Origin of the sequence: Psychrobacter sp. AntiMn-1 (assembly GCF_001854065.1) — a bacterium.
Lineage (GTDB): Bacteria > Pseudomonadota > Gammaproteobacteria > Pseudomonadales > Moraxellaceae > Psychrobacter > Psychrobacter pacificensis.
In genome coordinates, this window is sequence record NZ_CP012969.1 from 725,805 (window position 1) to 751,674 (window position 25,870).

Below are 25,870 nucleotides of genomic sequence, written 5' to 3' on the forward strand. Positions count from 1 at the left end.
ACTATTTACGAGTAGCCATTATGAGTATTGAAAGCTTACCCGACTATCCATTACTAAAAAAGCTCGCCGAAGCTCTTTGGCGAAATGAAACTTCATATCAAGGCGCTGCTATAATGGTAGGCTCTGGCTTTAGTAGAAGCGCTGCTAGTAGTGGTGATATAAATAGTAAGTTACCTTTGTGGAATGATCTTCTAAAAATACTATCAGAAGATTTAGGATCCGATCCATGGGGCGACCCGCTACAAATCGCTGAAGAATATAGTTCTTATTTCGGTAAACAAGCTTTGAGGGATTTAATCGAACAAACTGTTAATGACCCTGCATGGATACCAAGCGACTTGTATGGCTCACTGTTAAAGCTACCTTGGACAGAAGTGCTTACAACTAATTGGGACACGCTGTTAGAACGCGCAGCATCTGATATTTATAAACCTATCTATAGTATCGTTAACAAACCTGAAGATCTATCCTCTTCTCGCTCTCCTAGAATCGTAAAATTACATGGAACAGTACAAATATCTCATAATCTAATATTTACTCAAGAAGATTATCGCCAGTATCCCAAGACTCATGCGGCATTTGTAAATTTAGCCCGTCAAATATTTATCGAAAACGAGTTTTGCTTATTAGGATTTTCAGGTGATGATCCTAATTTCTTACAATGGGTTGGATGGGTAAGAGATCATTTAGCAAGTCATGCTCGTCGAATATACTTGGTAGGAGCGTTAGATTTAAGTCCAGCTAAACGCAAATATTTAGAGTCAATCAATGTAGCACCTATTGATTTATCAAGTCTAGTTAAACACTTGGATAACCATGATCAAAGACATCGTGAAGCAACAAAAATGTTTCTCAATGCTCTTCAGATACTTAAGCCTAAAGATAGCTGGGATTGGGAACCAACTTCGATTACTCGTAAAACTATCCCAGAAAACGAAATAGGTAAAGTACATAAGGAGCATAGCTACGCAGCAGCTTTACTTGAGACTCAGTTAGATCAACTTGTTAAAGATAGGGAGTCTTATCCAGTATGGTTGGTATGCCCATCTAATATACGGTGGAGCTTACAAAATCAAATTACCGATCCTTTTCCAAACTCTAAAAACTTAGCTGAAATGAAACCTGATTTGCGATCAAGGATGCTTTACGAAATCGTATGGCGTAACACCATTACTTTTAGTGTGGATGCTATTCATTTAGCTGAAGAACTTCTAGAAATTTGTGATCCTTCTCAACTTAGTGGACTAACTAGCAAACAGCAGATTGAAATAGCATTATGGCTTTTTAGAAGTACACGCTGGTTTGATGATAACGATTATAAAAATATTAACTCAAGAGTAGCTCATATTTTAGACACAGTTAAACTGACTTCTTCAGAAGTAAAAAACGAAATAAACTATCATAAAGCTATTTTAGCTAGAGAAAGCTTCGATTACTCTGGTTTAGAAGAATTAGTTGAAGATATTGAAGCCATAGACCCATCATGGAACATGAAAAAAGCATCACTTCTAGCCGAGTTGGGAAGGTTTGATGAAGGTGAGTTTCTTTTAAAGGATGCTTTTAAAAATCTTAAACTACAATCTAGAAATGATCCAACCTCAGTTTACGTTTTATCACGTTTAGCTTGGGTTAGTTTTCTTCTTCAAGGAGCTGATTTCTTTAACCGTAATGATTTAGAAGTTAAGCCCAATGATTTTGACTATATGGATTCAAATCCTTGGACTTATCTTGAACATATCAGGAAGAGATTATCAGAAGCATTGGATAAACAAGCTAAGAATAATAGTATAGAGCCTTCTTTTGACCCTGGAAGCTATACAGACCATTCTAAATCTCTTTCATTCAGTAATGAGTTACACCCTTTATTACTTGTAGAGGGGTTAACTAACACTGTCGGAGTTCCTATTAGATGGAGAGATGTCAATTTCGTTAAAGATATAGTAGAGAATTTAGCTAAGCTGGAGAGTTTAGAAAATAAAAATCGTTTCATATATGCTATACGAGCATCAACCTCAGATACTACAGATATACTTAAAACAACTCTATCAAGAATTAATATTGCAAAGCTAACAGAGGAGGATTTAGAGTATCTATTAGATCAGACGTATAAAGGTTGTATTTATTGGCTAGAAAAAATTATTCAAACTAGCAATAAGTCTGTACATTATTATTTTAGTAGATTACAAGTTTTTATGGAGGCTTTAGCTAGGTTCGTTATACGGGCGAAGCCAGACAAGGCTATAGAAGTGTTTAAATGGGGTTGCAGTATTGCAATCATAGATGGAATAAAGCATTTCTGGCTGTCCAAACCTTATAGTCATCTCATAGAATACAGCTTACTAGCTATATCAGATAATCGAAAATCAGAGATATTTGAAGATGCCCTCATATTTCCTTTAGCTACCGAAGTGAATATTGATAATGATTTTGGTCAGAGATGGCCAAACCCTGTTGTAAAATTACCTCCCGTAAGAAATGATAGTCTTAAAATCAGTTCACGTTTAGATGAAATCATAAACCATATTTCTCCGAACAATGAGGACAGCGTCCATGCTTTAATAAAGCTATTTCCTTTAATTGAAAATAACTATTTGAATGCTAACGAGTTAGAATCTATAAAATGGAAAATATGGGGAAATCCAGCCAACTACAATTTCATTCCTAAACTAGGTATTTTAGACCATGCTTTGTTAGGACTGTCTGGCGATGATAGTCAAGCGTTAGCTTTAGTTGTTAGAAAACATCTTTTTGAAAGTAATGATTTAATTAATATCCATACGCTTATAGCGATTAAAAATCTTGTTTTGAATGAAAAACATAGAGAACTGCCTACGAAGAAACAGTCTAACAAGATATTCAATACTTTAACTGCATGGCGGTTCACTGCAGAAGACACTGATGTTCCTGAGTTTTTTATAGATAATACGGAAGAACGTTTGGCCAAAGAAATTGCATACACTTTGAACCATGACCCCTGCTGTCAATCCCGTAGAACTAAACTTGGGAGATTTTGATTACGCAGCCTGACGATAAAAGTCAAACCACACCTGTCTTGGCGATTTATAGCCCAAACCCTTTTGAATCCTAGTCTGGTTGTAATATAGCTCGATGTATCTAATGATATCGGTAATGGCGGCAAATCTAGTTTTATAATCTTTATGATATACCAACTCATTCTTCAATATGCCCCAGAAGCTTTCTATTGGAGCATTGTCGAAGCAATTACCTTTAGCGCTCATTGAGCCTGTAAATTGATGCTGCTTAACGATCTTGTGGTAGGCATGGCTACAGTACTGACTGCCTCTGTCAGAGTGAACGATTAGCCCTTTGCTTGGACGTTTATTCCTGATGGCCATGTTCAATGCTTTGCATACTAGATCTGCGGTCATGCGTTTGTTGATCGCATAGCCGACCAACTCTTTGGTATATAAGTCTTTCACTCCTGCTAAGTACAACCAGCCCTCATGTGTCCAGATATAAGTAATATCGCTTACCCATGCTTGGTTAGGGCGACTGGTGTCAAACTTCTGATCGAGCACGTTTGGATAGACCAGTTTGTGATGATTAGAGTCAGTGGTGACTTTAAAGCGCTTATGACGACGACATTTAATGCCGTGTTCCTCTTTGATGCTTCTTACCATATATAGGCTAATGTCATGCCCTTGCTCGCTTAGATGAGCATGCAGTCGATCTACGCCATAACGTTCTTTCGTTTCACTGTGCGCGGCTTTAACTAATATTTCACAATGGTTGCGATGTATCTGCTGGTCACTGATGTCACGACTAATCCAGTCGTAATAGCTTGATGGCTTAACCCTTAACACACGGCACATAGTGGTGATGCTAAATATCTGCTGATTGTCTTTAATAAAGGCGTACTTCACTAACTGTGCTTGGCAAAGTACGCCGTCGCCTTTTTTAAGATCTCGCGCTCCTCTTCAGCCACTTTAAGCTGCCGCTTGAGCTGCTTTATTTCTTGAAGAGCACTCATAAGGTCAGGATCATATTGCTCTGTGCCAACAAGCTTGCCTTGATTGGCTTTGTTCTGCCAGTTCGATAAGGTTTGCATGGCAATGCCAAGCTGCTTTGCAGTTGCTGAAATATTGCCGTTGTTGTCTGCTATCTTTTTAACAGCTTCGGCTTTAAATTCGTCACTGTAGGTTCTTACTTTCTTGGTCATGGTAAACTCCAGTTAATACGCTTAGTTTACCAAGTTTAGTTGTACGGTTTCTTCAGCATAGCTCACCATGCTATAACACCTTATTTAGGAAAACCCAATTTAAATGAAGCTAACTTAAATAAGTTACTTGATTTTTACGAGAAGACGGAGACCTTTGAGGTATTGTCTTCATTCATATTTTTCTCTAAGAAATTTGATACGGCTTTTGATACTCTTATGAAAGATATACGTGAAGGTTTTTATAAAGAAGATATAAGAAAAGTTGTATCGTCAGCAAATGCTTTACTGAACTGGTGTAAATTTGACTTTAACGATGCATTAAAGCCATTGATCTCAAAATTAATTTATTCAATAAACTTGAGCCGTACTAATGGGCTTACAACACTAATATATACTGCAAATAACCTATACTCTCTAAAATACTTAAGTAACGAAAACGTCTCAACATTAATTGAAGTGGTTCCAATCATTTTTGATGGTACTGCCTACGAAAACGTAAATCCAACCAGTCATTTAGCCATTAACGTCACTTCGGTTAGATCTGAATGTATAAAGCTTGCTCGTGAATTACTAAAAAATAATTCAAACAGTGAGTTAAAAAGGATAACTGAAGAAGCCAAAACAGACCCACTGCCAGAGGTAAGATTCGTATAGATGAAAAATAAAAACACTTCACAGTCTCCAGAGCTTGCCGGTGGTGATGGCTTTACCTATGAAGGTCATGTCATGGCTTTCTATTTAACTGCATTACTAGCTGAAGCGAGTGCGCCCGGCTGTGATGGTACGGTAGTAAATGTAGCTGGCCAGCAAAGAGACTTTGGCTACCCTTTAGATGACGTCATAATAAAGTGGAAAGATGCATCAGGTCGAATTGGAACCACTAGTTTACAGGTCAAACGTGACCTCACGATTAGCTCTGCTCAAAGCAATAAAAACTTTAGAGATATTATTCGTGACAGCCTTGCCAGCTACCAAGATGCTAGTTTTAATGATGATGTAGATAAGTACGGAGTGGCGGTTAATGAGATATCCTCTGCTAAATTTCGTGATTTAGGGTTTCTTTGTCATATAGCTGTTGAAAGTGGCGATATTGAGCACTTTGAGCAACGGTTTAGCACTAATGGGAATGCCAGTGCGGATATTAAAGCTATTAAAGAAGTGGTATATCAGCTATTGGATGAGTTCTCTGCTGCCCCGTTAGCACCTACTGAAAAGCATGACTTTCTAAAACATTTTATTATTGTCAGGTTTGACTTCTTACATGATGGTGAAGTTGATGCACATATAGCAGAACAGCAGATTCAATCACAGTTACCTACCAATAGTATTGTATCGCCCGTATTGGTCTGGTCTTATGTTTACGAGTTAGGAAGAGAGTCTGCAGGGAAAGCGGGTCAGTTTGATAGGGTTCGGTTGGTCCACGAGTTAAGTAAGGTGGTTAAACTCAAAGAAGGTAGAACTTTTGAAGAGCAGATTGCAAAGATAAAAGAGCTTACGAATACTTACTTGCATCAAATTCAAAGCGATATTGATGGGTATAGTTTAGATAGGACTGGTTTAAAACTAGAGTTTACTGAAAAGATTAAATCAAAACGCTTTATTCAAATAACTGGTATGCCGGGTACTGGCAAGTCGGCTCTGCTACGTCAAGTAGTTGAAGGTTATTTGAATAGCTCGTTTGTGTTGTTTTTAAAGTCTAATCAATTGGTCGGTAAAAATTGGTCTCAATACGCTCAAAGCTCTGGGATACCTTCAACTCATAATTTAAAAGATCTATTAGTTGAAATTCAATCAGCAGGCACACCTATCTTATTTATTGATGGTATTGACCGTGTAGACAATCAGCATCGACCAATTATCGAAGAGTTAATAAGCTTAATTTTAAATGACCCATTGTTAATAAAGTGGAAAATAGTCGTTACCTTACGTGAGACAGGGCTAGAGCCGCTAAGAACATGGCTTGGGTCTGTTCTTAAGCAGGCTTCAATTGGTAACGTCACTGTCAATAAATTAGATGATAATGAAGCCAATATTCTCTCAACACAGTTTCCAAATTTAAGAAGCTTACTTTTTAGTTCTTCTGAAAACGTGAAGCATGTCACTAGAACTCCATTTTTTGCAAAGGTTCTATCTACGCTAAGTTTATCAAACGATACATCCCCAGAGTCTGAACTGGATTTGATTCATGAATGGTGGAAACGTGGTGGATATAGTGCGACGAGTCAAAAAGTTATAGATAGACAGAACGCTTTACTAGAATTAGCTGAGCGTAAGGTAAAAAATCTTAGTAAGCCCGTAAAAAGAAGATCGCTTAATAGCAATTCGGAATTAGATGAACTAAACAGCGACGGTGTGATTAGAGTCGATAATAGAAAATCTGTAGTAGATTTTGCTCATGATATCTTTTTTGAATGGTCATTATTGTACAACCTATTTGAAGCTGATGATGCATGGCTTGATAAAATTGAAGCGTTCGGTCAACCTCCTGCTATTGCTAGAGTTGTTGAGTTATTGGCTCAGCAGAAGCTCCAGGACGAAGAGTGGTCTATAGCAATAGAAAACCCAAAGTTTAAAACACTTCGTTCACAATGGTTGCGAGCTTGGCTATTAGGTGCTATCAGCCATCCAAATACAGCACAATACAGTGGTCAATTTAGAGGCAAACTGGCTGAAAACGACTATGATCTCTATGAGAAGTTATTGGTTTGGTTTCAAGCAGAAAAGACACAGCCAAACCCGCTGATACTTGCTACTTCCAAAGATATAAAAGTTGCTACCTCTCTTGCGTGGCCGACTGATTTAACCCTATGGTTTCAAGTTATTATTTTTATATTAGAAGATACTCCTTCATTGCCAGAAAACATATATCCAAGAGTTGTCGATGTCTTTAAAGTTTTTCAAAACCTAGCAATAAATTTTGAAAACGCTACACAGCCTTCACAGGTTGTTATTGAGTTTTCATCCAAAATATTACAAATAGCTTTAGATTGGCTATCTGAAATCGAAGGGATAAAAGATCATCCTAGTACTCATAACTGGCAATTAGTTAATGACATAACAGGATTTAAAGATGCGCTACGTAATTTGATTATAGTTTCAGCAAATTCTAATCCAACTTTCATTCAAACCTATTTGAATAGGCTACTCGATCTAGATGAAATACCTAATGAGATTTTCAAACATATAATCCAATTATCTGGATTTATAGTACAAAAACATGCTGACCTAATTGTTGAGTTTTGCTTAAAAAAATTATTGTGTGAATTACCATTAGATAAATATAAACGTGACTGTGAAGAACGAAAACGATCTCAAGAGTATTGGTTGGAATTAAATAGCATTCCACAAGAAGAGCTTACTGATAAGCAAAAAAAACTACTTCAACGTAGAGCAATGTTTTTAAGTCCATTTCCAACTGAAGTCGTTAGCGACAGTGACTGGAAAAGCCTTGCTATTAACAGTGACTTTATTGGCTTCTATCCTTCCTCTCCAATCAAAGAGCCATTCCATTCATTATTAAAATATGCTCCCGACTCTGGCTTAAGACTAATTACAGCGCTATCAAACCATGCTAATAAGGCTTGGCGACAGCTTCATGAGCTATCAGATGAAAAGCTCACACCAATTCCTATTACATTAGAATTTCCTTGGGGATCTCAAGCATTCTGGGGCAATGAGAAAGAATATATTTGGTCACGTCCATACTGGATAAATGATACATTGTCATCAGCATTTATGACCTTAGAAAAGTGGTGTTTTGAGCAGTTAGAAGCGGGTGCGAATCTAGACGAGTTAATTCAAAAAATAACTAAAGATCATGAATCAGTAGCTATCCTAAGTGTTGTATCTGTACTTGCTCTTGAACAACAGTGCATTAGCAAAACTGTATTTCCTTTGGTGACGAATCAAAAGGTGCTTGATCTAGATTACTATCGATTTACTCAAGATATACGTGGTTCATCGTCAGACAGGAAAAGCTATAAATTTTGCTTGTCAAATTTACTAAGTGCATTCGTTTTTTCTAAATTTAGTGAGGAGATCAAAAAAAGATTAATTGGACTTGCAAACTTTCTACCATACAATTTCGAAGAACAGATGGATAATGCAGTAGTTACTAAAAGATTAATAGAACGAGCTAAATTTTATGCCGAATATGCAGATGAAGCTACTTATATAGTTCAGCCTACTGAAAACGAAAGTATAGTCACTATTTCGCATCATAGCCCTTCTTTGAATAATAGCAAAAACATAGAAGAACAGAAGAAAAGTGTAGATTTTCTTAGTTTTAATAATATAGCCTATTGGGCTCATAAATCTCTTTTACAAGACTGAACCGCCCCGGTATTGTCGGAGACTTAACATTCTGAGAGAATACGACAATGAAAAGACAAACCTACACTCCTGAGATTAAAGAACGCGCCGTCCGTATGCTGATCGAAGCAGCAAACGACTATCCCTCCACATGGGCAGCCATTCAAGCCATTGCCCCTAAGATTGGCTGCACGCCTGAAACCCTGCGCTCATGGCACAAGAAGCATATAGATCAAACTATCCCTGCATCGGTACAAGCTCAAAGCCAAGAGCAACGTATTAAAGATCTTGAACGTGAGAACAAAGAACTCAAACAGGCCAATGAGATCATACGTAAGGCAGCCGCTTTTTTCGCCCAGGCGGAGCTCGACCGTCCACCGAAATAATGGTCACATTTATCGATGATCACAAGCAGAAATACGGGATCGAGCCAATCTGTAGAGTACTACCGATTGCCCCATCAACCTACTACCGTACTAAAGACTTGGAGAGTTACCCTGAAAAGCGCTCGTTGCGTCAGCAGCATGACGATTATTATATCAACGAGATTAAACGCATCTGGCAGGACAGTAAATGCCGTTACGGTGTTCGTAAAGTCTGGCAGCAGATGAAGGCAGATGGTATTCATGTGGCTCGTTGTACGGTAGAGCGTTTAATGAAGCAGTATGGTATGCAAGGCATCTGGCGCGGTAAGGGCAAGATCACCACCAATAGCCGTGATGACCAAAAATGCTCTGATGACCTGATTAATCGTAATTTTAATGCCCATCGTCCTAATCAGCTATGGGTAGCTGACTTCACCTATATAAAAACAACTAGCGGCTGGGTATATACCGCTTTTATTATTGACGTGTTTGCCCGTAGCATTGTCGGTTGGAAAGTATCTAATCGCATGAACACGGATATGGTTATGGCTGCGCTAAATCAGGCGATAGCAGACAGGAACAACCCCAAAGATGTGATTCATCACAGTGATCGCGGGGTTCAGTACTTATCCATTCGTTATACTGATAAGATGAAGGACTCTAGCATCATTGCCTCGGTCGGCACGACTGGTGATTCATACGATAACGCACTGGCTGAAACGGTTAACGGGCTGTATAAATCTGAGGTAATTGACTATTTAAAGGAGAATTGGACTGGCGTTAATGATGTTGAACTGGCAACCCTTGAATGGGTGGACTGGTTTAATAAAACACGTCTGCATAGCACGATTGGTTATGTGTCACCTTTTGAGTTTGAAAAGCGGTATTACGATAATTTAACCCTGTCAGGCATCGCTGCCTGACTCAAGTAAATCACTCTCCGATATAGTCGGGGCGGTTCAGACTCCATTGTAGAAGGATATTCTATTCAATCTGCTCTAGAGTTTATGAAACAATACGATGAGCTAGAGCTCTTTGAAGATGGTTGTGAAGGATGGACCGAGGAATCTACTCATAAACGCATGAAACAAAATGCTGTTGTCGCCGTAGCAACGATGGCCTTATGCTTTAGAGAAGCGCTAGCTGATACAGATTTAGAATGGGCACGCGAGGTAATAAATAAAATATTAGATTTACCATTTAACTCATATGAGTGCAGCACCCCAGAAGCAAAACTTACATTTCATCCAAAGATATTTGCTAGTAAAGCACTAGGGCGTGTCCCTAATTCAAACGTTTATCACTAAATGGGCTAAAAATAGCTAAATCTTTGACAAACGGCGTCAAATAGCTAGTCAATATCTCGATATTAACCAGCTATTTTCCTTGTTTGTCTGCGATTTATATTATCTTTATCACCATTTTTAAAATAGGGACACGCCCTAGCTTCTGAAATAAAATTTGATACAGCTGATGATAACTCAAAAATCCAAATATTATGCATTATTGCGAGTCCAGTAAATGAAATATCCATATCAGCTTTAAACGAATGTCTCTCATTATATGAAGTTGATAGAAAACTCAGTTACTCCGCTATATTCATAGCTATATCAATGAGTCATAATCATTTGAAATATCGTAATTGTAACTCAGATGATACAGCTAAAATAAATGTGGAGTTACAGAGTATAGAATCTATTTTAGCTGAATATTATGAGTCTGATAAACAATTCATTGAACTTCCAAAATGTGGAAGTCCTTGGGTTGAGTTGGAACAGGAAAAATATAGACCTTCTTTGAACTATTCTTTAAATAAGTCTTTTGACGCTATAAAGTGGGAAAGATCTGATGAACAATGGGATACTACTTTTTTGAGTCATATCTTAAAGCAGCTACCTATTAAGGAATTACTACAGTCAGAATTCAAAGAAGAACTTCTAAGTTTTATAGAGAATTTAATTAATTGGACTATTGAGCTAATTGAGCCTTCATGGTCTGAACAGTCTAATCACAAAGGCAACCATGGCAGTCTTTATGAATTCTCAGATGCTCTATGTAATATCATTGGTACAATCTGTGGAGTATTGCCATTCAACGTGACTTATCATAGGTTTGTAAAGCCTATATTGAACCTAAAATCTCAAGAAGGTTGGCAACTTATAGAACCTTTAATCAGCTATTGCAGCTGCAATCTATATGACGAGATCGTTGCATCAGAAGATATTGTAAGAATACTTGAACACTGTATGGAAAGATTCTTGCAGGTCGAAGAGTTGAACACAAATAGCTATCGCATTGGAGAGTTTGATGTATTCAAAAATAATGCACTAGATGTAACTATCCCCTAAAATAACACAGCTCAAACGTAGAATTTCTTATAAAATACCCATAAGGAGTTTTGATATGAGCAAACGAATGACTGAGACCCAAATAGTATCCATTTTAAAAGAAGCAGAAGCTGGAATACCTGCTAAAGAGCTGTGCCGTAAATACGGGATTGCTAGCTCGACTTTCTATAAATGGCGCTCCAAGTACGGTGGTATGGAAGCTTCTGATGTTAAGCGATTAAAAGAGCTTGAAGAAGAAAACCGTAGGCTCAAACAGATGTATGCTGATTTAAGCCTCAAAGCGCAAATGCAGGAAGAGATCATAAAAAAGCTATAGCGCCTGTACCCGAGCGCAAAGTCTGGGCGCAAGAATTACAGGCGCAGTATGATGTCAGCATTGCAGTGAGTTGTCAGGTGGTCTGCATGAGTCGAACCGCTTACTACTATAAGCCTAAGCTATTTGATGATAGTGAGATTGTTGATGTCTTAAATGAGCTTACTGACAAGCACAATCGCTGGGGCTTTCCAAAGTGCTTTAAACGTATACGTAAGCTTGGCTATTCATGGAATCATAAGCGCGTACATCGAGTTTATACAGCGTTAAACTTAAACCTACGCCGCAAGTCTAAAAAACGCTTACCAACACGTAACCCTCAGCCGCTAAGTGTGCCAAATGCATTGGGGCATACATGGTCAATGGACTTCATGAGCGACAGACTACACAACAATATTCGCTTTCGAACCTTTAATGTGATTGATGATTATAACCGTGAGGTATTAGGCATTGATATTGGTACCAGTATTCCCTCACTCCGAGTGATTCGCTACCTTGATCAGCTGGCTGAGTGGCATGGTTATCCTAAGCAAATTCGTGTGGATAACGGCAGTGAGTTTACATCCAGGGTATTCACTGATTGGGCATCAGCTCATGGCATCTATATTGATTATATCGAGCCTGGCTGTCCTTATCAGAACGCTTATATTGAACGGTTTAATCGCAGTTATCGCAATGAGGTTTTAGATTGCTACCTTTTCAACAATTTAAACGAGGTCAATATGCTGACTGAAGACTGGATCAAGGTTTATAACAACGAAAGACCCCATGATTCACTTAATGATATGACACCTGCTGAGTACAGGCAGGTGGCTTAACAATTCTACGATGATGTTGTGTTAAGAATGGGGTATTTACATAGAGACGTTAATGTTTACTCGCATCACTCAATTTGATAGTGCTAAACGATTCGCAAATGGTAACTGGACTGACATTCATTTGGTAATGCCCATAATTAATAAATTGGTTCGTGAAGCTGGTTGGGTTGGTGCTGTAATGCAAAACTTTGTGCAATTATGCGACCATGCCAAAAATGACTATCCTGCTGAAGTTTTCGCAGATCAAGTCTTAACCGTCATATCTAAGCCTAAGCTTGTAGGCTGGCAAGGTAGCACATTGTATTCTCGTATAGCTGAACTGGTGCAATTCCTTGCAGAAAGGGACAATCCTTTAGATTTAGAGACTGGTAAGAAGCTCTTACGAATTATTGACTGGCTGATTGACCAAGGTGATAGACGAAGTGCTTCACTACAACAAAGCGAATTGTTTAGAAGCATCAAGGTTAATTGAATAAGCTAGCTATAAATAGCTCTAAACTCTATACTTTATTTTTTGTTAGTACCATCAACAGATATCCTAGATATTTAAGCACCCCCGATGACGCATAATAGTGATTAGTGGTAGCCAAGTTTTTGTCAGAGTGTTTACGTTTTTTCTGTACAACCCTTACTTCATAGCCATGAAAACTCTCACGTGCACCGACACGTATTGAGCTGTTCAGACTCAAGTCTTTTTTAACATCACTTACAACTTGCTCGCTATATGCCCTCACCTGCCAATGACTGGCATCAATAAGCTGACAACCTACTAGCATAAAACTCTGTAGCATCTCAATCTGGGTCTCCTTAATACCAAAATGGATCGATGAGTTATTTAAGTTATGCTTATGCGCAAATATCTCAATAAATACTCTCAACTTCTCAGGATCCTTTATAGACATCTGATATGCTCTATCTAATGCTCTAATTATTACTTCCTGATTCTTACTACCTTTAGGCCTACCTAGTAATAGCCTGTCATCGTCGAACAGCTCACTAGCGCGCAGGTATAAACATTTAGAGTCATTTAGACTTATACCATGTCTAATAGCAACTTCAGGTAACAGCTGATCTCGAGAGTTTTCTTTTAACTCCTGCATCTGCTCTAGAAAACCTATGACGTCCGCATATTTAGGATGAATGAAAATTGAATTTGCATTCGACTCTTTAAAGTCATCCAAATTACTATTCAACAGTTGCTGGCTAGTATTGTTATCAGGTTGATCTATATTCTTAAATAATCGTGTTTTATTAACAGCTGTTTTTTTAACAAAGTATGATCTTATCTTATTTAGCTGCACCGTCTTTGTCGTTGCATCATAAGCAGTTTTGTCTTGTCTATATATAACAGAATAATCTAGTCCTGTTATTAAGTCTAAAACGGTTATAGGTAGCTCTAAGTAAGCGTTACTGAGCTGTTCCCCTGCCAGCAGATGAGCAGTATGAATATAATGCTCGAAGGTTGTGTCGCACGTTAAATGCCCTGCAAAGCTAGCCAGCCCAAACCAGGAGCCTTGATCCTTGTGATAGCCAAGGACGCCTTTTATTACTTTTTCGCACTGCTCATTATCATAATCAGTCATCACCTGTGCCAATGGCGACTTACTTAGTACTAACGCCAGCTGACTAATCGCAGTATGCCTAAAGCTATGAAATGTGAAGTCGTGCTTTCCTAGCAATCTGTCCCAAATTAACTTCATGAGATTACTAAAAACCACACTGGGTAATGGCTGATCGCCTGAACCTTGAGAAAAAAAGTAACGACGCTTCAATCTTTTCTGCTGACGATATAACTGAATAAGTTGTTTTAGCTCGTCTTTCTTAAGTAGGCAGTTAATGGGTATAAGGCGGCTTGCGCTGCTACTTTTCAATCTCCGATAGCGATTTGGTCTTAACCATATTTGTGGCTGCTCTATTCGTTGTCCATGCTCATCAATATAGATGTCAGCTATATCACGAACTTTAACACCGATAAGTTCTTTGATTCGCAACCCTGTCCGATACGCAAGACTTAAGACTACTAAGCACAGGTTTTTCTGTTCATCGCCTAAATCCGAGTTGACCAGATACTCTTTCATCGCATGATATATCCGAGGTGATATCATGTTCGCATTTACCACTTGGCGTTTATTACCCCACGGGAAATACACAAATGGCGCATTATAGTGCGCTCGCTGATAATCATGGAAAGCTCGTAGTCTGCCATAAGTAAATTTTTGAGTATCTTTGAGCTTATCCAGATATGAAACTTTATTTTTCTTTAAATACACATTATTCAAGACATTGAGACTACCTTGACTTAACACATCGTCTGCACAGCCAACTAAATCATCATCCGTATCTAGATTGTCTTCGCCAAAGTCTGATTCTTTGTTTAAAATAGACTGCTTTCTTCCATCCTTAATCTTACTTTGAATGATCTCCTCATATACAGCTTCAAAGTCCTCACCAGACCATTCATCAAGATTCTCATCCATTGTTAGCATCAGCCAATCCCGACCAATACATCCCAGATATTTACTAATGGTATCTAACCTGTTGTTACTATCACTCAACAAGCTTCTGACCCATCCTAAGAGACGCATGGCATTAGGCTGGGTAAACCCCTGTTGTAACAACTCTACTTGCGTAATAGCTGATGCTTTACTGCCTTTAAGGGCATCTTGAACCTCTTTAATGAGATTCTTACTAAAATTTGGATACTCCCTACTATTGGTACCCTTTTCGTCAGATTCTGAAAAGCTTGCTACAAATAACTCTTCCCAAGTGAGCGGCTGTAGATTTGAGTTAATCACCTCTTGATTATAATTAATAAGCTTATTTGTGGTTAAGCCCGTCGTTTTAATCTTGCCCTGTCTAACAATAGCCAGTGCAGTGTCTATATCGCCTCCTTTCATTTGCCGCCAATGATAGTCAGCGTATTTTATTAACTGTGATAAATGCGGTTTACTTTTATCTTTATTTTGTAGTTTTAGCTTCTTACAAATATCACTGATAATGGTTTCAAACGACTTCACATTTTCTTTTTTTAACTTTTTATCTTTTAGCGCGTATAAAAAGCAAAGTGTCATATCATCAGGTATGTACTCTACATAGCGCTGTAAGCTTGTAGCAGATACATCCTCTGAGGTATGACTTTGCGTATAAGAACAACCGTAATTGTCATCATCAATACTGAGCAAGATTAGCGCCAAACTCTCGCTGCTGACACCTGAATCTGGTAATTCATCAGTTGCTGGTAGCTGCAATTGATATATGTCACGTTCGCCTAGGAGCCATTGATACAGTGCTTTTAACACATCTATGTCATTCAATCCCCCATACATCACGCTACAGTAGAGCACTGACTCAATCAAATCATTGTTTGAGAACCTTCTTTTCCGTTGCCATATCTCAATTATTTGCTGGCTAGCAAGGCTTACTTGAGCACCACTTACCATCCAATCATAGGATATTGTTAAATGATCACGCTCTGCTATGACTGGCACAACTGGTTCATCCATACTCAGTTCATGAGCTTTGTTATAACTCCGTATGTATTCTAAAAATCCTTGTCTGGCTAAGTGATAGCTATGCGCAGTATCAAAATGCACCTCAAGTATGCTACCAATGGTTTGATAGTATTCAGTTAGGTCTGTTCCTGTGGGTATGTGATTGTCATCAACATAAGACGCTATCAAAACTTTCGCCTCATTTTTGATACTCTCATGACTTTTGCTTTTATTTTCTTCTCTTAACTGATGAGCAACGGCATTATCCATATATATTCACCTCAACTTGTCGTAGATTAAGCTCAACTGCAACTTTCTCTAAGTCAGCGGATAACGCTTTTAGCTCATTAATGGATAATGACGACATGGGATGCATAGCCTCCTGATCTGGATGTTCATGACCATATAGGGCGCAGATCAAATGCTCAGGAGACTTATTCGTTAGTAGTGAGCGTAATTGATGTCTAAGCCAATTATCTTGATGACTAAAAAAGTGTTTTATCTGATAGCGAACCTTACTAGGCGTAATACCGGTAAAGCCTTTTGGATTTTGGCTAAATAGCTGAATGAGTGGCTGACTAGAGTTCAAAATGTTATTTATAGGAAATTGATCATTGGGATATATAGAATTATGCATGACCGCAAATTGCTTGATATATTCAATATAATTTTGAATCGCTATGATTAAGAAATCACTAAGAGGAATAAGCCTTCCCTGCCCTTGTCCCTGACGTTCTTCTTTATCCGATACCCATAACAGCCGCTGCCTAAAGTCAAACTGATTTAAAAGCCCAGGTGCGTGCTTTACGGGTCTAATCCCAGTCTGAATAAAGATGATATGCCATAGCCAGATACCATAAGCATTGAACTGCTCAATATAACGGTCCTGCCTTATGCTTACGTTCCGCTTTAATCGACCGTTATAACTCTCAGTTGCTTCAGCAAGCTCATCAAAAAATCTTTGGCAGATATCAATATTTAAAGTCATGTCACTACCAATATATTTTTTATAACGATTGCTTTTCGTGCTAGACATACTAAGCTGTCGCAGCTCACCTTGGCTGTCCGCAGTACAGTATTCGGTCAATAGTTGTATGGCGCTGTAGTAAGTCTTCTCTAAGCTTATTGTCTCAATACTGGTGTAGTACAAGGGCGAGCTGTGTTTCACATCAACTCCAGTAATCATGTCGGCATGTAATGACTCTTGCAGCTCATTCTTTATAACTGTATATAAACAAGCGTCAATATGCTGATTTGATAACACCGGTAGCTCTAGTTGCACTTTCAAGCTTGCCAGCACTTCAGACACTTCATCGCCATCCACCGAAAACTTATTTTCAATAACTGCTTGTAGCCTCGCTGGCAGAGGTAATTTAAATTCATTATCATGGCTTTGACGATGTGGCAATAAGTGGCTTCTACGATTTGAAGTTACGTTAATAGTATTACTCATAGCATAACTATCAGCAGCCGAACCGCTCTCATGACTCAACCACTTGCGCTGACTTTTATCCAACGCCAGCTCATAAATCACGTCTTGGACCTTCCGACCACTTAGCATTGATAGTAATATAACGGCATAAACCCGACGCTGTTTATAGCTGACAACGCCAAAAATCTGCCACACCCGAGCAAATAACATCTGATAGCTCAGTAGACTTAGCTGACGTAAATTAGTAGGAAAATAAAACTGGTTACGGCGGGCATGTCGATAGTTGTTTTTTAGCTTCCATTGCTGTAATTCTGAGGATTTAGCGGTTGTCCTGGAAGGCTTAAAGTCATTGTCTAGAAGCGCAGGCGGGTCATCATCAGCAGTATTTTCAGCGTCCGCCACGTTATCATTTTTATGGGGTTTGCCGAATACTGTTGCTCTTAATGGTTCATCAGTACAATCAAGGTATCGCTTATTAGTGTGTTCTTTGCTAAATTTATTGTTTTGTGAGTTGGTATAGGTTTTACCCACAAACGCTTTATTATCTGCAATCACTTCATAGGCAAGTCTTATTTGACCAATTTTACCCGCCAACTTTTGATTAACCACTTTGCCTGACTCTTCATCACTTCTTATCTTAGCTTCATATACGCGTAATGCTTCTAGTGCATTCTTCAGTGAAGCACGTTGAGCATGGATATCAAACAGTTTTTTAACAATCTCAGACTGTGGGTTATTGTCCTTTAACCCCATCCTTAGACGCACACTTAGCTGACTGACTTTGGCAGAGTGCTCATCCTTACGTATAGCAATCATTATAATTATCTGCAGATATGCACTCATAAACTGCCATGCTTCATCATCCCTACGTGCTTGGCCATACATCTGGTAAAACAAGACCAGCATATAAGTGACTGCCCAAGCCTCGATCTTTTTCTCTTTGACGACTTCCCTGGCAATAGCTTCACATTCAGACGATGCAAATACTGGCATATCTATGTTGGCCTGCTTACCAATATGTAGGCAGAAGCCTGGATTAATATAAAGAGTATTAATAATCAAGGTTTGTACTTTTATACAGTACGGTGAATCAAGTGGCACTAGATGATCTAAAACCCTCTGTAATTCGCTGTTATCAAACTGCTTTATATTCATTAGGGTGCACCACTCAACCAGCTCATACTTTGAGGAATACCTAGAACACGCTCTTCTAGTGCAAACTTACATTGGCGATATTCATAACTACTCTGGCTAATACCTGCAAAATGGCAATACTCCCTTACAGTCAGTTGCCTAACCCCCATAAGCTGACATATTACACTTTGAGGTGCAGTGCTTTTAAGCGCTTTAAACAAATCAGGATGATGAATGCCTTTCAAGAACATCAAGTCTATGACCTCCATCCATGCGAGCTGCTGAACGTCTTTAATACTTTCAGGGATTATCAAGCATGGATAATCCCTATTATTCTCGAACCTTAAGACCTGATCGACTCTTTGGAAATCATTAAAGAAATAGAAAGTACCGCTTCCTCCATCAACCAAGCGCAGTGGTGGACGGTAGAAGTTATCCAAAAACTTCGTATTGATATAAGTCGTTTTAGGTCTCAATCTCTGCCAAACACATAACGCGGCTCTAGCATACGGATGTACATACAAATCATCCTTACTAGGATTGGCAAGCTTTTGCCCAACCTTAAGTTTATTATTTTTCATCTTTTTTACAAAAATAGTGAATATAATTCATGTTATCTAATGAACACTTAGGTGTCAAACGCTTTATTATTGCGGTCTTAATATCATAAAATAATTAGTATTATTAAGTAGTTAGTATTATTTTAGGCACTTAGATTAACACATGAAGTGCAATACCAAATGCAAGGTGAAAAAAAGACCTAGATGCGCTAGCATCAAAGTTTTTATCCACCGACCAAAGTGAGATTGCAACCATGAGCTATACACATCTAAGCCTAGGTGAACGATACCAGATTTATGCCCTTAAAGGGGCAAAACATAGTATTAATTTTATAGCGAGGGTGTTAAACAGAAGTCCCAGTACCATATCAAGAGAGCTTAGGCGTAATAAAAGCCTACGAGGTTACCGAGCAAAGCATGCTAATAACAAGGCTTGTGACAGACGGGCTAACAACGCCACAACTATTGTGACTGACCTCTGGGCATGGGTGACAGACAAGCTTAAAGAGAACTGGAGTCCTGAGCAAATATCTGGCGTTCATGCTGGTATCAGTCATATGAGCATTTATCGCTATATTTGGCGTGATAAGAGGCAGGGCGGTACATTGTGGCAGTGTCTCAGACGTAAAGGAAAACCATACCGGCAGCGTCTAACCGCTGAGACTCGAGGCCGTATCAATGACAGAGTCTCGATTCATGAGCGCCCTTGTATTGTTGAAGAACGCTCACGTATTGGAGATTGGGAAGCGGATACCGTTATCGGTCAGCATCACAAGCAAGCGATTGTCACGCTCGTTGAACGTAAAACGGGGCTGCTGAAGATGAAGCGTGTGGGTCATAAAACAGCACAGCAAGTATCAGAGGCAATGATAGAACTCTTAGCGCCAGTGAGGTTGCAGGTTAAGACCATTACCTCTGACAATGGTAAAGAGTTTGCTCAGCATAAGAAGGTGAAACAAAAGCTCTTTAGCCCTTTCTTCTTTGCCGATGCTTATGCGTCATGGCAGCGAGGAACCAACGAGAATACCAATGGCCTTATCAGAGAGTACTTGCCTAAGGGTTGTGACTTTAGACAAGTCTCTGATAATGAAATACAGGACATTGAGAACAAACTAAACAACAGACCAAGAAAACGATTAGGGTTTAAAACGCCTATGCAGGCGTTCTATAATATTAATTAGCGTTGCACTTGGTGTGTTAATCTAAGGCATAAAAAAACCTCTTGAAACTATAAAGAATATAGCTTTAAGAGGTTGTTGATTTTTATACTTTTATTAGCTGAGAAGGTTAAACTTGGAGTTTCATGCCTCTTAGCTATTCAAATAAAATTCGACTATACTTCTCACGTAAATCCTTTTTTACCATTTTTCCAGTACCGCTAATTGGAATTTCATCAACAAAGATAACCTTGTCAGGTATCTGCCATTTAGCAATTTTTCCCTGATAAACCTGCAGAACGCATTCTTCTGTAGCTTGATTCTCGCTATGTTTTTTTACAATTAAAACTGGGCGTTCATCCCATTTCGGATGCACAGCAGCAATTACAGCTGCCATCGCAACTCCTGGATGTTCTAATGCAATATTTTCAAGTTCAGCAGATGAAATCCACTCACCTCCTGATTTGATTAAGTCTTTGGCACGATCACTTAAACTGAGATAACCATCACTATCGATTGAAGCGATATCGCCTGTATCAAACCAACCGTCTTCAGTTAGTAAGGCCATATCTTTGTTATAATAATGCTCAATAATCCAATGTCCTTTAATCTGTAGGTGTCCTGTCTGTCGTCCATCCTCAGCTAAACGATTAGTTCCATTTTCTTCGTCTGTAATACGGATAGAAACACCAAAAGGTGGGCGCCCTTGAGATAAACGGATCTTAAGCTGTTCATCTTCAGACAATTCACCATGCTTTGCCTTCAACTGATTAATCGTACCTAGCGGACTTGTTTCAGTCATTCCCCATGCATGAATAGTGTCACAAGCATAGCGATCCTTAAATTCTGAAATAATTGATGGTGGACAAGAAGAACCACCCACGACAGTTCTTGTTAAACTCTTAAGCTTGGTAGCTGAAGTTCGAGCATATGTTAAAAGCCCTTGCCAAATCGTTGGTACACCCAAAGCCATAGTAATGTCATAACGATCAATGAGTTCAACTAAGCTTTTGCCATCTAAATCTGGCCCTGGTAGTACTAAGCTACATCCAACCATTGCAGATGCATAGGGAATACCCCATGCATTTACATGGAACATCGGAACTACGGGAAGGACAATTTCGCGTGAAGATAAACTAATAGTATCAGGGAAGCAGGTTACAAAACTATGTAGAACCGTTGATCGATGTGAATATAAAATTCCTTTTGGGTTCCCTGTAGTTCCAGAGGTATAACATAATGAACTTGCTGTATTTTCATCAAACTCAGGCCACTCAAAACTTGCTTTTTGTGCTGCAACTAACTCATCATAGAATTTTACGCCTGGCAAAACCTTAGTGATCTCAGGATCTGCTTCGCTCATACAAACAAAGTGTTGGACGTTTGGAATCTCTTCTTGGATAGATGCAATTAAAGCCACAAATGTCTTATCAAACATTAAAACCTTATCATTCGCGTCATTAATAATATACGTCAATTGCTCAGGAAATAGGCGTGGGTTAATAGTATGACATATCATACCTGAGCCAGAAATTGCATACCAAGATTCTAGATGACGATGGTTGTTCCATGCTATTGTAGCTACTCTATCATTCGGTTGTAGGTTTAGACTTTTTAATGCATTTGCATACCTTTTTGCATTTTTAGAAATTTCTAGCCATGTGGTTTCAACGATGTGACCATCCACCTCTTTAGAAAAAATCTTTGTATCGCCATGGTAGTGTGCAGCATGTTCAATTAAACTGCTAATCAGCAGCGGTTTAAACATCATATTTCCTAACATATAAAATATCCTTATTTCAAATAACAATCAGCCATTTGATATTATCTGCTGTAATAAAGTGCTTCGCTCAATACTACAAAGCAGTTTAAAAAACAGCTATGAACATACCCATGAAAAGCTGATAAATATCACTTTACGAAAACCATTACTATGAACTATCTAAATTTTATTAGTGAACTTAAGTTATTTTTCACCTTATTAAGGTGTTGCCAGATTAAACCCATACTCAAAGTCATCTAGCATAGAGAAAAACTGCTGAACCAATTTTAAATCACCTTGGTGCTGTACTTTCCCCTGTGCCACTAACGTCTCAAAAGAGGCTGTTTTTATTAACAATTTATTAAAATCTTCACGATTTAAAGTGAGAGTCAAATCAGCATCAGGTGCTTGAGTATTGGCCATCACATTTAAATGTGAATTCTTTAATTCTAAGGCGATCTTTTCATTGCGATCTGGCAGTACAAAGTTGATTTTAAACGCTTGGTCTAGCGCACGCTCAGCATTTAAGCGCACACCCATGTAGTCAAATACCAACTCTGTATCCATCGCTATTACGAGGTCTGGACCAACTTGAGTCGTTTTGACCTCTTTAGGCACACCATGACGTAATTCATAAGCTGCCGATAGATAAGCATTTCGCCATCCTGCACTTTCAGCCTGATAGCCTAGTTGTTCCAAAGTGTCTGCTTGTAAGGATTTTGCTTTTATGTTGTCAGGCTCTGCAAATACTAAATGATTCATCAGTTCTGCAACCCAGCGATACTCACCACGGTCAAAAGCCACTTTCGCTTTTCTTAATAACGCTTCACCACCACCCGCCAAAGCCACATAGTTCTTACCTGCCTCTTCTGGACTGAGTTTGTTTAGGGTAGCTGGATTACCGTCGTAATAACCTATATATTTATTGACTACACCTCGCACATTATGACTGACTGAACCGTGATAACCGCGGTTATACCACTCTTGGTCCAAAGCTTTAGGCATCTTAAATTCGTTATGAATTTCGTTAATTGTTACCCCACTATTTGCTAAATGTAGGCTCTGATCATGCAAATAACCATACATGTCACGTTGCTTTTCCATGTACTTCACAATATTTTCTTTACCCCAACGCGGCCAATGATGGGAAGCCATTAACACATCCGCCTTCACCCCAAATTTTTGTAATGCAACGTTGATGCTTTTACTCCACATAGAGGCATCCCGAGCTGCTGCGCCACGTATGGTGTACAAGTTATGCATACCTGCGACGGTGTTTTCTGCCATCCATAAGGTTTTAAACTGAGGGAACCATGTATTCATCTCTGATGGGGACTCTGTATTTGGTGTATTTTGGAACACCATTTCTACACCATCAATATTTAAAGTTTCTTGATCTTTTTCTACGATATAAGTTGGCGCAATCAAACCCACCAAACCAGTAGGCACTCCTTTACCTAAAGCTGCATCCACCACGCCATATTGATTTTTAGGTATCATGATGCCGTATTGATATGAGCCACGCCGCGCCATAGCATTGCCTGCAAGTACACTTTCCTTAACGACATGCTCCATAAAATCACGTGGTGCAATGACTTGCACCTCGCCTTTATCTACCTGATTTTTGCTGATAATGCCTTCCACTCCACCAAAATGATCCACATGAGCATGACTATAAACGACGGCTTTAATTGGCCGATCTCCTAAATGCTTGGTCACCAAAGCATGTGCGGCTTTTGCTGTTTCTGGAACGGTTAGTGGGTCAAAAACAATCCAACCTGTATCACCTTGAATGTATGTAATATTGGTCAGGTCAAAACCACGAACTTGATAAATTCGATCGGTTACCTTGAAGAGACCATAGTTCATATTGAGCTTGGCTTGACGTTGTAGACTTGGATTGATTGAAGCCATGAACTTACCTTGATCCAAAAAATCAAATTGCGCTAGATCCCAGACAACCTCTCCTTTTGCGTTTTTTATTTGCTTCGACTCAGGCTTTGCAATTAGTCCTTTAGCAGCAAATTCAAAATCCTGTTTGTCATTAAATGGCAATTGTGATAATACGGCATAGTTTTGCTGCATAGTAAATTTACTTGCAGGTTTACTACTCAAACTATCGTCTGCTTGTGCAGCCCCTATTATTAATGTGCCCGAAATTGCGGCTACTAAAATTTTCTTAATCATTATACGAACTCCTTTTCTTTTACTCGGTTTAAGTCACTTGCTAAATCTCCTATCCCTTTGATATGAGAGGTTTGTCCTACAAGCGGTTCACTGAATTGAATACGTTTAACCTTAGAAGCTTTTTCTTCCGAAAACACAGGAATCTGACTCATGGCAAACTCTGAGAGGGCGGTAATGGTCAAAGATGGGTTAACTCCTAGGTTTCCTGGAATGATCGATCCATCGAGCACTCGCAAATTTTTATAACCGAAAACCTCCCCTGAAAAATCTACGACACCATTGGAAGCGTCGGTTCCCATTGAAACCCCACTCATGATGTGCGCTGTCGTTGGTGTTCCTAGTAGGACTTCACTCAATGACGATCCTGGTTCCCCGCCTAGTTTTTCAGCATATAATCGAGTTGCTTTTTCAGCTGATGGAAAAGAGACTGTCAACGGGGTGTCATTGGCTTTTTGTACAGCAGTAATGCCATTTTTAAAAAAGCGATACCATTTGCGTCGCCACTCTAAATGAATAAAAGCCTCAGATTTTTGCATCACCAAAAACAAAATAGAACTACGAGCTTTGCCTTTTGGACGCAGCATTCTGCCAGTCTTTAACGGATGAATTAAACTATTAATCAAGAACTTCACAATCCTTATAAACCTAGGTCCTGTGACCATCGGCACGTAAGGCACATATAGCCAAGTACCATCTGAGCCTTCTCGGAATCGATTGACTTCCATATTGGTATTTTCATCGACAGATATAAATGAGCTAATAGCGACTCCATCGTCCACTTTTTCACGGGTGTCATTGGCAGTGGTTAAGGTTTCAGAGTTAGTGCGAATCTCCTGTCCTAATTCGGATGAGATGTTTGGCAGCGTTTTATATTTATCCCGCATTTTGAGTAACAACGGCACTGTGCCCATGACGCCGCCAGATACCACAACCCCTCGGCTACGTAATTTATACTGGCGCACTTTTTTACCAAGCGTTTCTTTCACAATAAGCTCATAGCCATCACTACCATCGTAATTTAACGGAATGATTTTGACGACTTCAGAACTAGGGCGTATCTCAACGCCATTACGCTCGGCAAAATACAAATAATTCTTCATTAAGGTATTTTTAGAGTTATATCGACAGCCAATAATGCAGTTGCCACAATACTGACAGGTTCGACGATCTGGACCGTCGCCATTGAAATAAGGGTCTTTTACAATCTTGCCTCTCTCACCGTCTGGTAGCGGGAAGAATACTCCAGTGTTGACCGTTTTGTAGCTGTCACCGTACCCCATCTCTTGGCCGACTTGTTGTAAGGTATCATCAGCGATGTTGGTATAGGTATTTTTGGCAGTGCCAAGCATCCGCTGTGCTAAGCCATAATATGGTAACAGCGTCTCTTTCCAATCGCTACGCAGCCGCGTCCAAGCCTTAGACTTAAAGACTTCATCATCAGGGATAAGATGTACATTGGCATATATCTGCGATCCACCGCCAACGCCTACACCATGCACGACAGTGACTTTGTTGGTAAAACTCATCTGCAAGGTACCTTGCATACCTAATTCAGGTACCCATAGGTAGTTTTTGGTATCTAAGTTGGTTTTGGGAAAATCCTGATCTTCTCGGCGCAATCCTTTTTCAAGGACTAACACGCTATTACCTTTTTCACTTAGGCGTAATGCACTGACAGAACCGCCGAACCCTGAACCAATAATGATTTGATCAAAATCAAAATGTGGCTCTGACTGTGGTTTAACATCCTTATTTAACATGCTATTAACTCCTTTAATAGTTTGCGTTTTGTCACTTAGTTGATACAGATAG

General features: G+C 39.1%; 16 protein-coding genes and 1 other annotated feature. Of the genes, 9 read left to right on the plus strand and 7 right to left on the minus strand.

What is annotated here, in order from left to right:
- The first annotated feature begins 20 nt into the window (after positions 1–20).
- A complete protein-coding gene (locus AOT82_RS02895; protein ID WP_071001741.1) occupies positions 21–3,014 on the plus strand; it encodes an SIR2 family NAD-dependent protein deacylase in 2,994 nt (997 codons plus the stop codon).
- Here the strand turns inward: AOT82_RS02895 and AOT82_RS02900 are convergent.
- Positions 3,015–4,180, minus strand: a protein-coding gene (locus tag AOT82_RS02900) for an IS3 family transposase (RefSeq protein ID WP_156770954.1) whose coding sequence is annotated in 2 segments (ribosomal slippage) — positions 3,015–3,925 and positions 3,925–4,180 — 1,167 coding nt in all. Because the reading frame shifts where the segments join, the coding sequence is not laid out codon by codon here.
- A gap of 216 nt (positions 4,181–4,396) precedes the next feature.
- On the opposite strand from AOT82_RS02900, the gene AOT82_RS02910 reads away from it, so the two are divergent.
- From AOT82_RS02910 to AOT82_RS02950, 7 genes are all read left to right on the plus strand, one after another.
- Positions 4,397–4,834 (plus strand): hypothetical protein, encoded by a 438-nt coding sequence (locus AOT82_RS02910; RefSeq protein ID WP_156770955.1) that lies wholly within the window; start codon positions 4,397–4,399, stop codon positions 4,832–4,834.
- Positions 4,835–8,512 carry an AAA family ATPase gene (locus AOT82_RS02915; RefSeq protein WP_071001744.1) on the plus strand — a complete coding sequence of 1,226 codons (3,678 nt, stop codon included), beginning with the start codon at positions 4,835–4,837 and terminating at the stop codon, positions 8,510–8,512. It begins immediately after the preceding gene.
- Between the two features lie 47 nt (positions 8,513–8,559).
- Positions 8,560–9,779, plus strand: a protein-coding gene (locus tag AOT82_RS02925; RefSeq protein ID WP_379542907.1) for an IS3 family transposase whose coding sequence is annotated in 2 segments (ribosomal slippage) — positions 8,560–8,836 and positions 8,836–9,779 — 1,221 coding nt in all. Because the reading frame shifts where the segments join, the coding sequence is not laid out codon by codon here.
- Positions 8,835–8,951 (plus strand) — a sequence feature (AL1L pseudoknot). It overlaps the preceding gene by 117 nt.
- Before the next feature lie 84 nt (positions 9,780–9,863).
- On the plus strand, positions 9,864–10,163 hold the full coding sequence (locus AOT82_RS02930; RefSeq protein WP_071001746.1) for a hypothetical protein: 300 nt from the start codon (positions 9,864–9,866) through the stop codon (positions 10,161–10,163).
- Positions 10,164–10,469: 306 nt separating this feature from the next.
- Positions 10,470–11,204 carry a hypothetical protein gene (locus AOT82_RS02935; RefSeq protein WP_071001747.1) on the plus strand — a complete coding sequence of 245 codons (735 nt, stop codon included), beginning with the start codon at positions 10,470–10,472 and terminating at the stop codon, positions 11,202–11,204.
- Between the two features lie 55 nt (positions 11,205–11,259).
- Positions 11,260–12,335, plus strand: a protein-coding gene (locus tag AOT82_RS02945) for an IS3 family transposase (RefSeq protein ID WP_379542921.1) whose coding sequence is annotated in 2 segments (ribosomal slippage) — positions 11,260–11,478 and positions 11,481–12,335 — 1,074 coding nt in all. Because the reading frame shifts where the segments join, the coding sequence is not laid out codon by codon here.
- A 52-nt stretch (positions 12,336–12,387) separates the two neighbouring features.
- On the plus strand, positions 12,388–12,807 hold the full coding sequence (locus AOT82_RS02950) for a hypothetical protein (RefSeq protein WP_071001750.1): 420 nt from the start codon (positions 12,388–12,390) through the stop codon (positions 12,805–12,807).
- A 28-nt stretch (positions 12,808–12,835) separates the two neighbouring features.
- Here AOT82_RS02950 and AOT82_RS02955 read toward each other — a convergent pair whose 3' ends face one another.
- The 3 genes from AOT82_RS02955 to AOT82_RS02965 form a co-directional block, all read right to left on the minus strand.
- Positions 12,836–16,096: a site-specific integrase gene (locus AOT82_RS02955; RefSeq protein ID WP_071001751.1), complete on the minus strand. Its 3,261-nt coding sequence runs from the start codon at positions 16,094–16,096 to the stop codon at positions 12,836–12,838.
- Positions 16,089–18,251, minus strand: a complete 2,163-nt coding sequence (locus AOT82_RS02960) for a hypothetical protein (protein WP_156770956.1) — start codon at positions 18,249–18,251, stop codon at positions 16,089–16,091. The genes AOT82_RS02955 and AOT82_RS02960 overlap by 8 nt, the downstream gene beginning before the upstream one ends.
- A 161-nt stretch (positions 18,252–18,412) precedes the next feature.
- Entirely contained in the window at positions 18,413–18,973 is a 561-nt protein-coding gene (locus AOT82_RS02965) for a hypothetical protein (protein ID WP_071001753.1), read from the minus strand.
- Positions 18,974–19,206: 233 nt separating this feature from the next.
- Here AOT82_RS02965 and AOT82_RS02970 point away from each other — a divergent pair, with 233 nt between their 5' ends.
- Positions 19,207–20,133, plus strand: coding sequence for an IS30 family transposase (locus AOT82_RS02970; RefSeq protein ID WP_025643743.1), 927 nt, complete (start codon positions 19,207–19,209; stop codon positions 20,131–20,133).
- Positions 20,134–20,266: 133 nt separating this feature from the next.
- Here the strand turns inward: AOT82_RS02970 and AOT82_RS02975 are convergent, their stop codons facing one another.
- The 3 genes from AOT82_RS02975 to AOT82_RS02985 all read right to left on the minus strand — a co-directional run bounded on the left by AOT82_RS02975 (position 20,267) and on the right by AOT82_RS02985 (position 25,818).
- Complete coding sequence (locus AOT82_RS02975) at positions 20,267–21,892, minus strand: long-chain-fatty-acid--CoA ligase (protein ID WP_071001754.1); 1,626 nt, start codon at positions 21,890–21,892, stop codon at positions 20,267–20,269.
- A gap of 198 nt (positions 21,893–22,090) precedes the next feature.
- The gene (locus AOT82_RS02980; protein WP_071001755.1) at positions 22,091–24,058 is read right to left on the minus strand and encodes an alkyl/aryl-sulfatase; all 1,968 of its coding nucleotides are present in this window, start codon (positions 24,056–24,058) and stop codon (positions 22,091–22,093) included.
- Positions 24,058–25,818, minus strand: coding sequence for a GMC oxidoreductase (locus tag AOT82_RS02985; RefSeq protein ID WP_071001756.1), 1,761 nt, complete (start codon positions 25,816–25,818; stop codon positions 24,058–24,060). The genes AOT82_RS02980 and AOT82_RS02985 overlap by 1 nt, the downstream gene beginning before the upstream one ends.
- Positions 25,819–25,870 lie beyond the last annotated feature (52 nt).